Annotated in this window: 20 protein-coding genes; 15 read left to right on the top strand and 5 right to left on the bottom strand. The window is 36.1% G+C overall.

Translation table 11 applies throughout. The features are described from left to right. Nucleotides 1-9: 9 nt before the first annotated feature. Entirely contained in the window at nucleotides 10-1,515 is a 1,506-nt protein-coding gene (locus FW781_RS21290; protein WP_149389266.1) for a RagB/SusD family nutrient uptake outer membrane protein, read from the top strand. An 87-nt stretch (nucleotides 1,516-1,602) separates the two neighbouring features. Here FW781_RS21290 and FW781_RS21295 read toward each other — a convergent pair whose 3' ends face one another. Continuing rightward, complete coding sequence (locus FW781_RS21295; protein WP_149389267.1) at nucleotides 1,603-2,118, bottom strand: hypothetical protein; 516 nt, start codon at nucleotides 2,116-2,118, stop codon at nucleotides 1,603-1,605. Nucleotides 2,119-2,254: 136 nt separating this feature from the next. Between FW781_RS21295 and FW781_RS21300 the strand changes: the two genes are divergently transcribed. The 12 genes from FW781_RS21300 to FW781_RS21350 all read left to right on the top strand — a co-directional run bounded on the left by FW781_RS21300 (nucleotide 2,255) and on the right by FW781_RS21350 (nucleotide 8,582). Beyond that, nucleotides 2,255-2,872, top strand: coding sequence for a hypothetical protein (locus FW781_RS21300; protein WP_149389268.1), 618 nt, complete (start codon nucleotides 2,255-2,257; stop codon nucleotides 2,870-2,872). Between the two features lie 4 nt (nucleotides 2,873-2,876). Continuing rightward, complete coding sequence (locus tag FW781_RS21305) at nucleotides 2,877-3,491, top strand: hypothetical protein (protein ID WP_149389269.1); 615 nt, start codon at nucleotides 2,877-2,879, stop codon at nucleotides 3,489-3,491. Nucleotides 3,492-3,496: 5 nt separating this feature from the next. Beyond that, the gene (locus tag FW781_RS21310) at nucleotides 3,497-3,787 is read left to right on the top strand and encodes a winged helix-turn-helix domain-containing protein (protein WP_077413729.1); all 291 of its coding nucleotides are present in this window, start codon (nucleotides 3,497-3,499) and stop codon (nucleotides 3,785-3,787) included. A 64-nt stretch (nucleotides 3,788-3,851) separates the two neighbouring features. Further along, nucleotides 3,852-4,142 carry a DUF3810 domain-containing protein gene (locus FW781_RS21315; protein WP_149389270.1) on the top strand — a complete coding sequence of 97 codons (291 nt, stop codon included), beginning with the start codon at nucleotides 3,852-3,854 and terminating at the stop codon, nucleotides 4,140-4,142. A 25-nt stretch (nucleotides 4,143-4,167) separates the two neighbouring features. After that, entirely contained in the window at nucleotides 4,168-4,467 is a 300-nt protein-coding gene (locus tag FW781_RS21320) for a hypothetical protein (protein ID WP_228720252.1), read from the top strand. Nucleotides 4,468-4,479: 12 nt separating this feature from the next. Further along, nucleotides 4,480-4,965, top strand: a complete 486-nt coding sequence (locus FW781_RS21325) for a Coq4 family protein (protein WP_149389271.1) — start codon at nucleotides 4,480-4,482, stop codon at nucleotides 4,963-4,965. An 11-nt stretch (nucleotides 4,966-4,976) separates the two neighbouring features. Next, on the top strand, nucleotides 4,977-5,294 hold the full coding sequence (locus tag FW781_RS21330) for a hypothetical protein (RefSeq protein WP_149389272.1): 318 nt from the start codon (nucleotides 4,977-4,979) through the stop codon (nucleotides 5,292-5,294). Nucleotides 5,295-5,331: 37 nt separating this feature from the next. Then, the gene (locus FW781_RS22710; RefSeq protein ID WP_228720253.1) at nucleotides 5,332-5,688 is read left to right on the top strand and encodes a hypothetical protein; all 357 of its coding nucleotides are present in this window, start codon (nucleotides 5,332-5,334) and stop codon (nucleotides 5,686-5,688) included. A gap of 24 nt (nucleotides 5,689-5,712) precedes the next feature. After that, complete coding sequence (locus FW781_RS21335; protein ID WP_228720254.1) at nucleotides 5,713-6,702, top strand: DUF4153 domain-containing protein; 990 nt, start codon at nucleotides 5,713-5,715, stop codon at nucleotides 6,700-6,702. Nucleotides 6,703-6,708: 6 nt separating this feature from the next. Further along, nucleotides 6,709-7,395 carry a DUF1361 domain-containing protein gene (locus FW781_RS21340; RefSeq protein ID WP_149389273.1) on the top strand — a complete coding sequence of 229 codons (687 nt, stop codon included), beginning with the start codon at nucleotides 6,709-6,711 and terminating at the stop codon, nucleotides 7,393-7,395. 75 nt (nucleotides 7,396-7,470) lie between these two features. Continuing rightward, nucleotides 7,471-8,010 carry a hypothetical protein gene (locus tag FW781_RS21345; protein WP_149389274.1) on the top strand — a complete coding sequence of 180 codons (540 nt, stop codon included), beginning with the start codon at nucleotides 7,471-7,473 and terminating at the stop codon, nucleotides 8,008-8,010. Between the two features lie 59 nt (nucleotides 8,011-8,069). Continuing rightward, entirely contained in the window at nucleotides 8,070-8,582 is a 513-nt protein-coding gene (locus tag FW781_RS21350) for a hypothetical protein (protein ID WP_047383035.1), read from the top strand. 82 nt (nucleotides 8,583-8,664) lie between these two features. On the opposite strand, the gene FW781_RS21355 is transcribed toward FW781_RS21350, so the two are convergent. The 4 genes from FW781_RS21355 to FW781_RS21370 all read right to left on the bottom strand — a co-directional run bounded on the left by FW781_RS21355 (nucleotide 8,665) and on the right by FW781_RS21370 (nucleotide 12,064). Then, nucleotides 8,665-10,323, bottom strand: a complete 1,659-nt coding sequence (locus FW781_RS21355) for a S8/S53 family peptidase (RefSeq protein WP_149389275.1) — start codon at nucleotides 10,321-10,323, stop codon at nucleotides 8,665-8,667. 220 nt (nucleotides 10,324-10,543) lie between these two features. Then, complete coding sequence (locus FW781_RS21360) at nucleotides 10,544-11,140, bottom strand: hypothetical protein (RefSeq protein ID WP_149389276.1); 597 nt, start codon at nucleotides 11,138-11,140, stop codon at nucleotides 10,544-10,546. Between the two features lie 10 nt (nucleotides 11,141-11,150). Next, complete coding sequence (dtd, locus tag FW781_RS21365; protein WP_149389277.1) at nucleotides 11,151-11,600, bottom strand: D-aminoacyl-tRNA deacylase; 450 nt, start codon at nucleotides 11,598-11,600, stop codon at nucleotides 11,151-11,153. Nucleotides 11,601-11,608: 8 nt separating this feature from the next. Further along, nucleotides 11,609-12,064 carry a hypothetical protein gene (locus FW781_RS21370; RefSeq protein ID WP_149389278.1) on the bottom strand — a complete coding sequence of 152 codons (456 nt, stop codon included), beginning with the start codon at nucleotides 12,062-12,064 and terminating at the stop codon, nucleotides 11,609-11,611. A 109-nt stretch (nucleotides 12,065-12,173) separates the two neighbouring features. Here FW781_RS21370 and greA point away from each other — a divergent pair, with 109 nt between their 5' ends. Together greA and FW781_RS21380 are read left to right on the top strand one after the other, a co-directional pair. After that, the gene (greA, locus tag FW781_RS21375) at nucleotides 12,174-12,644 is read left to right on the top strand and encodes a transcription elongation factor GreA (protein ID WP_047420150.1); all 471 of its coding nucleotides are present in this window, start codon (nucleotides 12,174-12,176) and stop codon (nucleotides 12,642-12,644) included. A gap of 56 nt (nucleotides 12,645-12,700) precedes the next feature. Then, nucleotides 12,701-13,090, top strand: a complete 390-nt coding sequence (locus tag FW781_RS21380; protein WP_034695857.1) for an HIT family protein — start codon at nucleotides 12,701-12,703, stop codon at nucleotides 13,088-13,090. The last annotated feature ends 67 nt before the right edge of the window (nucleotides 13,091-13,157 follow it).

Below are 13,157 nucleotides of genomic sequence, written 5' to 3' on the forward strand. Positions count from 1 at the left end.
AATTAAGTAATGAAAAATATCAAAAAACAATATATAAAATGGGCTGTTGTTCTTTCAGTCTTTACAGGAATGGTTTCATGTGAAAGTGATTATCTTGAAACAGATCCTACGACTGCAGCCTCTGAAGAAGCGGCTTACTCAAGTGCAGCGAACCTTATGGCGATTGTAAACGGAATGCATAGAGATATGTACTCAAGACAAAATGATAGTCAGGGCCAGAATGGTCAGGGAGGTATCATGATTATGATGGATGCCTTGGCTGATGATCTTGTATTTCCATCTACAGGAAACGGCTGGTATGTATCAACAGTAAGATGGCAGGATCAGGTGAATGAAAGTGGGTCCAATGATTTTTACCCTTACCAGTTTTACTATGCGTTGATCAGAAATGCAAATTTAGTTATTGCTAATGGTCCTTCAGTTCCTGCACCAACTGCTGCTGATGCTGCTACTATTAAAACAGCAATTGGTGAAGCATATGCTTTCAGAGCTTTCTGTTATTATATGCTGGTTCAGATTTATGGTAAAAGATATGTGCCGGGTGCTAACAATACTCAACTTGGGGTTCCTATCAGGCTAGTGGCGAATGAAATACCTTTAGCAAGAAACACAGTTGAAGAGGTGTATACCCAGATCAACAAAGATCTTAATGAAGCAGCGACGAGACTTGCAGGAGTTACCAGAGCTACAAAATCACATTTCAATGACAAAGTGGTTTTAGGATTAAGAGCCAGAATTGCATTGACGCAAGGAAATTATGCTGCTGCTGTAACGGCTGCTCAGTCTGCCCGTGCAGGGTTTCCATTGATGGATAATGCTACTTATACTGCCGGCTTTAATAATTTGGCAGGTGTTGGTGAGTGGATGTGGGGAGCTACAATCATAGCAGATCAGGGAGATACATTTTCGAATTTTGGAGCTTATATGTCAAGAAACTTTAACTCAACCAATATTCGTCAGGCTCCTAAAGCAATTAATAGTAAATTATTCTTGTCATTCCCTTCTACAGATATTAGAACTAAGAATTTTGATCCGACAGGAGCGCATACTGGACTGGGATTGCCTTCAACATATTCTAAATTCCCATACACAGGACAGAAGTTTCTTGCGGCAAGTCAGGCAGACAGCAGAGTAGATGTGCCTTATATGAGAGCTGCAGAAATGTATCTTATTGAAGCGGAAGCTTTGGCCAGATCTGGAGACGAAGCTGGTTCTAAAGCAGTTTTCAATGTATTTGCGAAAAACAGAAACACTTCTTATACGGGAGCCACTACAACAGGGGCTGCTTATATCACAGAAATTCTTGACAGCAGAAGGCTGGAATTCTGGGGTGAAGGTTTTAGGTTCTTAGATCTTAAGAGATTGAATCTTGGTTTAGACAGAACAGGAGCAAATCATTCTTCTGTGGTTACTAATAACGTTATGACAGTTGCCAATACAGATTTACGTTGGGAATTCCTGATTCCAAGAACTGAGATCAATGCCAATCCATTGATTGTTCAAAACCCACTATAAAAACAACAAATTTTAATATATTCTGAGAACCTCGCTTTTGGGCGGGGTTTTCTTTTTAATAAAACGAAAATCAGTCGCTGCAGTGCATCATGATTTCCTGATAGAAAGTGCTGTTTTGCTGTACTTCAAATAAATGACAACGACTTTTGTTCCGGTCTTATATTGAGAATAATCTTCAGGATTCACCAGGATTCTTATCTTCTCATTTTTTGCCGGGCCGGCAAAGGTAAGGTACTCACCATATTCTGTTGTGTCTGAGCCAATAACAATGCTTGATAATTTGCTTTTGCCATTGGTTTTATCTTTTTTCCAGTTACGGCGGTCATATCCGGTTACAAGAAGAGATATTAAATATGCAAAACCAAACAGGGCAAATCCCGCTCCTGCAAACAGGATATAATCATAATATTTGAATTCACTGAATGTATCATTAATGCAAAAAGCAATGAAGGCCATCACAAAAAGTGAACAGCCGCCCAGGATGACAGGCATTACTCGGGTGAGTTTTCTTTGCTCTTCCTCAATTTTTTTTACTTCCTCATCAGTCAGAGGAATGTGTTCCTCCAATTGTACCTGTAGAGAGTCTATCGGAATTTCTGACATATTAAGTCAATTAAATTATATTTTCTTAAAGTTAAGAATTGCCGAAATGGGATATGAAAAAAAGATTAATAAAATTTAAAATAAATAATTGGCAGATTCAAAATAAATTATAACTTTGTAATTCAAAGTTCTTTTTATGGAGGCAAAAAACTATCACGAAGATTTATCTCATATCCGTTCCATGATGGAGCGGTCTTCCAGATTCATTTCTTTAAGTGGGTTATCCGGAGTTGTTGCCGGATTAACGGCAATTATTGGGGCTATATATGTGTATTTTGTTTTTCAGAGGGAAGGAATCAGTTATTTTGATGGAGACACAAATATTCTCGGTCCGGCTTTGGTGAAAGAGCTTGTGCTGATTGGCATCATAATTCTGATTGTTGCCATCCTCAGTGGTTATATTTTTACCGCCAATAAAAGCAAAAAGAAAGGCTTGAAGATCTGGGATGCTACTACAAAACGACTTTTGATTACCTTTGCAGTTCCCTTAGTGGCAGGAGGGATTTTTTGTCTGGCTCTTCTTTATCATCACCTTTTTGTTTTCATAGCTCCGGCTACTCTGATCTTTTATGGATTGGCTCTGGTGGCTGCAGAAAGATATACCTTAACGGATGTGAAATATCTGGGATATTTTGAGATTGTCTTAGGACTTATTTCTTTATTTATTTTAGGCTGGGGATTAGTATTCTGGGCAATTGGTTTTGGAGTTTTGCATATTGTGTATGGATTGATTATGCATAAGAAGTATAAATAATAAAGTGAATAGATTTTTCAAATATCTTCTGATAATCTTTTCTGTAATTGGAGGAGTATTTTTGATTGGTTCTATTGTAACGGTTTTAATGATTGGTTGTGCCTTTGGAAGTTTTGATAAAAGTTATTCGGTGTCTGAATTAAAGGACGAATATTATTCAAAAGAAACTGAAATTAAAGATTTAATAAATTATTATAACAAAATCAAACCTAAAAATTATTCTGTAGATATAGAATTTAAAAATGATAAAATACTTGAAAGATTAAGGATAACATCTAAAGATTCATCCAATGTGATTTATCAAGACTGGAATGTAAATTCTAATGTTTTATTTACAGAAAAGCTTAAAGATTTAACAGGGTGGAATAAAAGCCAGGTTGCAGTTTTAAAAAATAAATTAGATAAAGCAAACTGTATTTCTGTAGAAGATGGAGAACCTTTAAAAATAGGTTTTAAAAGGAGTGGCTTGGGAATGTTTTCTTTTAATGTTTTTCAAGAAATAAATACGGACCGAAGTAAATATAATGACGGTTGTGAATATATATTGGTAAACAGAGATATAGCTTTTCAATATGGAGGAGGAGCGGTTGGAGGTCAATGTTTTCCGGATAAAAATTAAAAATTATGATCAAAATAAATCAACTCAATAAAGAATTCGAAAGCCGTGTAAGACTGGGCATCATGTCCGTTCTTATGGTCAACGACTGGGTTGATTTTTCAGAAATGAAGGCTTTATTGGAAATTACTGATGGAAATCTTGCCAGTCACAGCAATGCGTTGGAGAAAGCAGGATATATTGAAGTAAAAAAAGAATTTGTCGGGAAGAAGCCCAAAACCTCTTATCGTGTTACACAGAGTGGAAGACAAGCATTTACCGAACATTTGGATGCTCTTGAAAAATTATTGGGACGATAGTCCTATATTTTTTTGAAAATTAACTTTGAATTGCAAAGTACTTTATAATTTAAATTTTAATAAAATGATAACACAAAAACAAAAAACAGTCACAATTTATGCCCTTCCATTGGTTTTACTGTGTATTCCATTGTTGGGAAATTTACTTTCTAAAGAAGTAAACTGGTCAGCTTCAGATTTTCTCATAGCAGGAGCATTACTCTTTACAACAGCTTTTTTGATCAACATGGTCAGAAATAAAATTAAAAAACAAAGTCAGAAAGTTTTGATCTGCATTTTCATTTTGCTGGCTCTTGCACTGATCTGGATCGAATTGGCGGTAGGGGTTTTCGGAAGCCCATTTGCCGGAAGTTAACTTGTTTGATTACTAATTTTAAATAATGATGAAAGATTCAGAAATAATAGATCTAGGCAAGGCTATATTCGGAGTGTTTTTTTCAGTGGGAACTCTTTGTCTTTTAGGAGCACTCGTTACAAAGGATGATTGGTTTGCTGGGGCAGGCTACTTGTTAATCATTTTTGGAGTTCCGGTCAACTTATTATGCATACTGGGGTTTTTGACATATGGTGTTATAAATACATCAAAATTCAAAGAATGTATGATAGCCATTGGTATCCTTTTGATCAATATACCCATTGCAATTTTTTATACAGCTATAGGACTTAATAGTCTACATTAAAATAAATACACTATGAAAAAAATACGCGTTCAGTTTCTGCTTTTTGTGTACGACAAAACTCAAAAATTATACAGAAAATACTTTAAAAAGAAAAAAAGACAATGGCAGTTCAATGAAAAACAGCTGCTGGAATTTCAGGAAGATTCTCTGGGGAGAAAACTTGGTGAATTTTACAGAAAACACGGGTTTTCAATGATTCCCAAAATGGAAAACCACGATGTACACCACCTGATAACCGGTTGTGGAACCAACTTCGAGGATGAAATTGCCATGCAGTATCTGCTCTTAGGAAATGGTAAACTCAATGCCCATCTTCTGGCAGCAATCGTATTAGGAACAATTATCCTGCCTGAATATGTGAAAATTTATATCAAGGCCTATAAAAAGGGACAAAATATGCGTGCTTTCTATCATTGGGATTTTGAGGAGCTGTTGAGCCAGAAGTATGAACATGTAATGGATTTTATTCAACAGAAAGAAACCGTTGTTCTTCATTAAAACGAATGACCATGAAGAAAATAAAATTCAGTCCGCTTGGGAAAAGATCATTCATCATTTCTTTTCTACTGGGAACACTTCTACTGGCTGCATTTTGGTTGATAAGAGCAGAGTTTTTTATTGAGCTGGGCTTTTATTATGTATTGGTTACCGCTGTGATTAATATGTTTATTCTTCTGCATGAGCTTATTATCTATCTTACCGATGTTTCAGATCAGAAAGCATCCGGCAATTCAGTTTTACTTTTACTTGTCAATATTCCGATAACAGTCTTGTATCTCTATATATTGACGCAGTTTAGCTGGCTCGATGAGGTTCTCAAAATCTAACTCTTTTAATTTTTTAATTTTTCAATCTTTAAATATCATGAAAACACATCACTATATATTTCTTACCGCCATCCTGTTTGTCATTGTCTTCTACGATCAGGATATGGGACTGAACCTTGGAATTCTGGGAATCATTTATGCCGTATTAACCCTGTTTAAGACTCCGGAGAAAAATAAAACAAGAACCCTGTATATTCTTTTTGTAACAAGCATTTTATCCAGTATTGCATTTGCGTGGTATGGAGATTTCCCTTCCTTTATTGCGGTGGTCAGTTCGCTGCTTTTGCTGGGATATAAATCAAAGAACAGAAGGCTGAAAATTCTCTTTTTGATTCCGGTTTTTATTGTGAATTGCTGCACTTCATTCTGCCGTTTTTTCAGTTTTGATGAATAGCTTCCCAAAAAGAATGTTCCCGGATTGTGGCAAAAGACATTCGCTTTCATTGTCATTCCGTTGGTGCTGGTTTCCGTTTTCTTTGGAATTTATTCTGCTGGAAGTGATCATTTTGCTGCCCTTTTCACAGATTATGAACTGGATATTAATCTGTGGCAGGTATTCTGTCTCTTTGTATTGGGCTTTTTTATTGCCTTCAATTACTGGAACTACGCTGTGGAAAAACTCATCTACAAAAACAACCACTTTTTGGATAATGAGTTTCAAAAAGATTCCCGGATACCGAAGGCTACCTATTCCTTTCTTGATCTCAGTGCCGAAAGAATGAGTGGAGTCATCTCTTTTGTTCTGCTGAATATTTTACTGATCTTCTTTATTATTACTTACAATTACGAACAGTTTTATGAAACAGTAAAAACACCCGTTCAGCTTTCAGAAGAAACCCATGAAAGGGTGAATGCCGTCATCATATCTATCATAATGGCTATTCTGGTTATCATGTTTTATTTTAAGTCAGGATTTAATTTTGATCCGAAAGCGGGATTATTGAAAATCTTAGCCAAAATCTGGATTTTCCTCAATGCAATCCTAGTCATGTCAGCCGCTGTTAAAAATTATGAGTACATTGTTAATTATGCATTCACTTATAAAAGATTAGGGGTTTTTGCTTTCCTGCTTTTATCAATGATTGGCCTGGCTTTGACCTTTATTAAAATTCAAAAGAAGAAAAGAAACATATTCCTTGTCAACACAATGGTTTGGTACTTCTATGGAACCATTTTAGTGTGCAGTTCCTTCAATTGGGGAGGCTTTATTACTTCCCAGAACATGAAAAGAAAAGATTTTGCTGTCAACTATCATTTAACTTCTGTCAATTTCAGCGAAAAAGCCTTGTTGAAATATGCAGATGAAAAAAATGATCAGAAACTTAAAAAGACCTTGCAGACGAAAGTGAAAAAAGAAACCTCCAAAACATTCCTTTCAAAGATTATTTACTATCAAACCATTCAATAAAAGGTTATGAAAAAGCTTGTTGCCTCTTCACGGTTTAAAATCAATATGCTGCTGATATTGATGACTGTATTCTGTTTCAGTCTCTCTGCCTTCAGATATTATATAAGTGATACAAAGGTGTTTTTGTTTCTCAACTGGAATCTTTTTCTGGCATGGATTCCTTTATTATTAAGTTCTTTTATTCTGGCTTTTAATATCAGAAGTAAAATCTCACTGATCTTTATTATTATCGTCTGGATTTTGTTCTTCCCCAATTCCCCCTATATTCTCACAGACCTCTTTCATCTGAGAGCGAGAAATTCAGTACCGGTATGGTATGACCTGATTGTTATTCTTTCCTATGCCTGGACGGGACTGATCTGTGGATTTATAAGTCTTCATGATATTGAAAAAAGCCTTTCCGGATATGGTAAAAGAAGCAGCATCAACGGAGTAATTGTATTATTTCTTTTCATGAGCAGTTTTGGAGTTTATCTGGGGAGATTTCTGAGATGGAACAGCTGGGATGTACTCAATAATCCCTTTGGTCTGTTCTCTGATATTGTAGTACGGTTTATTTATCCGCTGGAATATACCAAGACGTGGGGTGTTACTGTTTTGATGGGGATCATGCTCAATTTTATGTATTTTACCTTTAAATGGGTTGAAACAAATAATGAACGAGAATTGAAGCCGGAAAATAAATTATTATAGCAGGATTGGAACAGTTTTAGCATTTAATAGAGCTCACCAGAATGATATGTTGGTACATTCTTAAACTTAATTATTATGAAAAAAAGCTTATTGTTGATTCCATTGATTATTATTTCATGTAAAAAAGAACCTGCCGTGACAAACGCTCAGGATAAGGATTCTGCAGCCGTTACGGAAATGCCGGATTCTGTTGTAAAAGCAGATTCTGCAGCATTGAGAAAAAGAGATTCAATTATTAACAATGCTCCGGCTACCAAAGAAGTTTTGCGTAAAGGCGTAATGAGATCTGAAAAAGAGGGGCAGATCATAAGAACAGCTGATGCTACCCAGCTTCCTTTCACTTTGGGAGAAGAATTTAAAAAAGATGATCAGGAACTGATCTTAAAACTGACGCATTACGACCGCCCGAATATCAAAGCAAAAATTTCAACCAAAGAGAAAGAGTTCAATATCCGTTTCAATCAGATCAAGCTTCCTAACGGAGACTACGACGGGCCTTTCGGAAGAGAAATCACTTATGATACTCCTGGGAAAGGTGAAGTATGGCTGATTATCGGGAAAAGTAATATGGCTTCCGGAAATACCAAGGGAAGTTTTACCATAAGTGTGGAATAAGACCCAATCAATTTGGTACAATTTCTGCAAACTAACCTTAAAGCTTAAAATTTAAAATTATGAAAAATATAGTTCTAACAGCAATGGCCGCTTCAGCTGTACTCGTAAGTTGCGGAACCGTACAGTCGCTGGTTCAGAATACATTTCCATACACAACGAATGTTTTAGTTTCTACAGGCGTTCCTGCAGATAAAGAAGTTTCTTCCACTGCAACGGCTACCAATGTACAGACATGGTTCGGAGGAAATAACAATGCAAAGATTAAAGACGTGAGAATTTCAGATGCCAAAATTTCTGTGGCTTCCCCTTCAGGAGGAAATCTGAGTGCATTCAAAACCGTTAAAATATATGTTTCATCCAACGGAACAGGAGAACGATTGATTGCATCGCGCTCCAATATATCTACCAACTCTTCCAGCCTGAATCTGGATCTGAATGATACAGGATTCCTGGATGAAATTGTAAAAAGCTCAGGATTGACAGTAAGAACCGTCTATGAACTGAAGAACCAAACTTCTTCAGATATGAACATTAAAGTAGCCCTGAATTTCAGCAGCGTTCCTGCGAAATAACCGGACAAAAATTGATAATAAAAACCCTCTTCCAGTATTCTGAAAGAGGGTTTAATGTGAAGTAAAATGTATAAAAATCTTATTATAGTTTTGTGAATTTCTCAACAACTCTTCTTGGGCCTTCATTGATATTAATGATATATTGACCTGTCGGAAGTTGTGAAATATCAATTTTTTCATTAGACAAAACAGAACTTTTAATTACTGTTCGTCCCTGAAGATTGATGATTTCAAAATCCAGTTTTTTGTTTTCTGTACTTTGAATGGCAATAGTACTGCTGGATGGATTAGGGTAGATTTTAACCTCCAGTGCAGATAATGTTTTTACCGGGGTTGCGAATTTACTTTCCAATTGTAGTATCGCATTTTTTACATTAGGAAGAGGACCGATCTTCTGACCAGTTACAGTTCCTCCCTGAGGAATTCCTGTAGAAATCAAGAGGTTTTTCATAGCAGATGGTGTCAGGTTTTGACCCGTAGTCTGACGATAGAAAGACTGAATTAAAATAGCTGCAGAAGATACTACAGGCGTTGCAGAGCTTGTACCGCTAAAATAATTATAAGTCCTGTTGTTATCATTGTCATATTTGGCATAAGAACCATAGCCTGCAGCAAGAACGCTGCTTCCCCAACCCTGAACATCCACTCTGTTTCCATACGTACTGAAGCTTAATTTTGAATGGGTGGTATTGGGAGATCCGGCTCCTACAATGATAGCACCGCTATTTCCTCTGGCAAGATAAGTGGCATAAAAAGGATCATCCAGATTCTGATTTCCGTTACCCGCAGCTGCAATGATAATAATTCCTGAATCAGTAGCTGCTTTCGTAAGATCCCAGATTACTTTATCATACTCTGCAGGACAATACTGGCCGTCTTTTCCTCCGGTCTGCATTTCATACAGAATAATATCGCCTGCCTGGGAAGCATTGATAGATCTGCTCACCGCAGATGCTCTGTTGTATCCCACAGTGGTCCATTCCATATATCCTTTTATTTCAGAAGTACTGTAGGCAGCTCCTGTAAGCCCGATATTATCTTTTATTGAACCTAAAATACTTACCACTGCAGTTCCGTGGTCACGGTAGTTGTTATTGGCTAATCCCGCATTAGGAGAATATCCCGGTTCAAGCTGTATAGAATTTTGGTTAGTCAGCATTTCATGAGTCTTATAAAAACCATATTCAACATCCCTTACACGAATATTCTGCCCGGTAATTCCTCTTGACCAGGCATATTTTGCATTGATTCCCGGATTATCATTCAGATAAGTCTGAATGCTTTCCAGATCAGGAGTTGCTACAAAAGCGTTTACCAAAGGAGGTTCAATAGGGTCCGCACTCATTACAGATACATATTCTATTTCAGGGAACCTTTCAAGACGGTGAATGATTTTCTGAGTGATTTCTTCGTTGTGAAGAGGCAGATCAGCCTTATAAATTCTTTTTAGTTTTTCTACAGATTCTGAGGAGTTTCCAATAGCTTTGCTGCTTCTGGCCATTTCATCAAGCTTGTTGTCTGTAAAATCCAGATCGTACTTGAATGAAATATTATTTTCTCTTGAAAATCTCTCCAGATCAGCATTTCTGCTGAATGCAGTTTTTTCTGAATTGATGCCTTTTGAAAAGCATACGTAAATAATTGAATTTTGATCCTGATTTAGTTTGGCCTGACTGTCCTGACCAAAAGACAGGGAGGAGCAGAACGCAAATAATGCGAAAAGGTTGATTTTTGTTTTCATACGATTTTGTTAAATGGTTGTAAATCAGTTTTGATTTAGATCAAAAATAATAATAAAATAAAAACAAATCACGTTTTTGTGAATTTATTTTTTTGTTTTTTTATTTATTCTTTATGCATAAAGGCTTTCATCAATTTTTTATGGAAAATATACTGTGTATGATTACAAAAAACCATCCAGGATCACTGAATGGTTTTGTTGAGGTGTATAGGTTTGATTTTTAAAAGTCATCAAACCAGTTTAATTTGTTCTTATGGTAGATTACTTTCTGCTTATTCAGGATCCGGTATTCAATATCAATACTGTCCTGATTGGCATTAATGAGTTTTGCTTCCTGGATCGGCAGGCTTTTATCATTTAAATAAGTCTCATTAGATGGCTGTACTGTTTTTTCTATGATATCTGAATAAGGAATTCTTGAGACTTGTTTTTCAAAAATGCCTTCTCTCTTGTAAATCGTAATAAGAGGTTGGTAAAGAGCTCCCGGACGGCCTCTTTCTATTCTGTAAGTATCATCCAGCTGAATTCTTTGCTCACAGCCAATGGTGGAGAAATAATGAATAATTCCAAAAAACGGGATCAGCATGGGTAAAATGCTGAGAACGATCCCTGATATCAAAAGACCAAAATATACTTTTATCACTTTTTTCTTCCAAAACCTGATAATGATAAAAATGGTCATCAACAGCCAGAGCCAGTTGATCATTTTATCAATGTAATATCCTGCAAAGCTATAGTTATTAAGGCTTAAAACAAATCCAAACAGAAAAACTAAAGTCACTGCCAGATAAGTAATGCCTATATTTTTGTTACTCATTTTCTATACTTTAGCTTTTGGTAACTGAGTCCATTACAATAGTGACAGGTCCGTCGTTGATCAGGGATACCTTCATATCCGCTCCGAAGATTCCGCTTTCTGTTTTTAATCCGGATTGAGAAATTTCGTCTTTAAAATAATCAAAAAGAGGAATGGCCTTATCAGGTTTTGCTGCTTTTATGAAAGACGGGCGATTGCCTTTTTTATAATCTGCAATTAATGTAAATTGGCTGATGCAAAGGATTTCTCCTGAAATGTCCTTCACAGAAAGATTAAGTTTACCCTCTTCATCTCCAAAGATTCTTAGGTTTAAAACCTTCTGTACAAGCCAGTCTGCATCTGTTTTTTCATCATTTTCGTCCACACCTACCAGCAGCATTATTCCTTTGCCGATTTCACCAACAATTTTTCCGTCTACCTTTACACTGGCTTCAGAGACTCTTTGTATAACGATCTTCATTTTATATTCTAATAGTAAACAGTTAAAGTTTTACTTGGAGCATCATAATTGGAAGGATAGGTTTTAGGCGGCAGGGAGGTTTTAGCTCCGGATTCCGGCTGTCCCGTGCTTAAGATCCATCTTGTGTTATCCTGAGGGCAAATGATAGCAATATTATCCTTTACCTCAAGGGTTGTATTATTATCAGGACATATGTGGGGAGCATTTCTGTCGTATACCTTAAATCCGTTTGCTGTTCGGACAATAATCAGTCCTCTTGTTCCGGATTGCTGTTCATTCACATAAATCCAGCCATTGATATTGTTCAAAGCATAGTAGGCAGGCAGGTTTAGATTAAGAGATACATTAATGGGGGTATTGGGGAAACAGCTTACTGTATCTTCTCTGCTTCCGCAAGAGTTTATGGTTAAGTTACTGAAAATCAATATACTGAAAATGGATAAGATTGAAAAAGTTTTTTTCATTTCAATTTAAATTTTTATATATTTGTAAAAATTAAACGATTACAACACGAAAACATTGTCCGGCAAATGTCGGATTATTTTTTTATACTAAAACTAAATTTTGAAAATTATGGCAAGCTATGTAACTAAGGAGGGCCTAGAGAAAATGAAAGCTGAGCTGGAACAGTTGGAAACTGTAGAGAGACCAAAAATCACTCAGCAGATCGCGGAAGCAAGAGACAAAGGAGATTTGTCTGAAAATGCGGAATACGATGCGGCTAAAGAGGCTCAGGGGATGCTTGAAATGAGAATTTCCAAGCTGAAAGACGTTATCTCTACTTCTAAAATTATAGACGAAAGCCAATTAGATACTTCAAAAGTTTCCATCTTAACAACAGTGAAACTTAAAAATAATGCTACCAAGCAAGAGCAGGTATTTACATTGGTACCGGATAACGAAAGTGACCTGAAGACAGGAAGGATTTCTGTAAACACTCCAATTGCAAAAGGTCTGTTGGGGAAAGCTGTTGGCGAAACTGCCGAAATTACTTTACCGAACGGAAACAAACTGTCTTTTGAAGTATTAGACATTTCTTTATAGTCTGATACAGTTTCTATTTCTAAACTTCAAAATATCCAACCCTAACTTCTGATAAAATGAGCACTATATTTACAAAGATCATCAATGGTGAGATTCCCTCTTATAAGATTGCAGAAAATGAAAACTTTATAGCATTCTTAGATGCAATGCCTTTGGTGAAAGGACATACTTTAGTAGTTCCGAAAAAAGAAGTGGATCTGATTTTTGATCTTGAAAGTGAAGAATACAAAAACCTTTGGGGATTTGCCCAAGAGGTAGCCAAGAAGATCAAAACTGCAATTCCATGTGTAAGAGTAGGAGTAGCGGTAGTAGGACTTGAAGTTCCTCATGCACACATCCATCTGATTCCTTTAAATAAGATGGAAGACATGAATTTTAGAAATGAAAGATTAAAATTAACGAACGAAGAATATACGGAGATTCAACACTCAATTATTAATTCTTAACAACCAGAAAATCGTAAAAAAGTAATTTTTTACGATTTTCTTTAACATATACATATATATTATATCA

Origin of the sequence: Chryseobacterium panacisoli, from assembly GCF_008274625.1 — a bacterium.
Taxonomy (GTDB): Bacteria; Bacteroidota; Bacteroidia; order Flavobacteriales; family Weeksellaceae; genus Chryseobacterium; species Chryseobacterium panacisoli.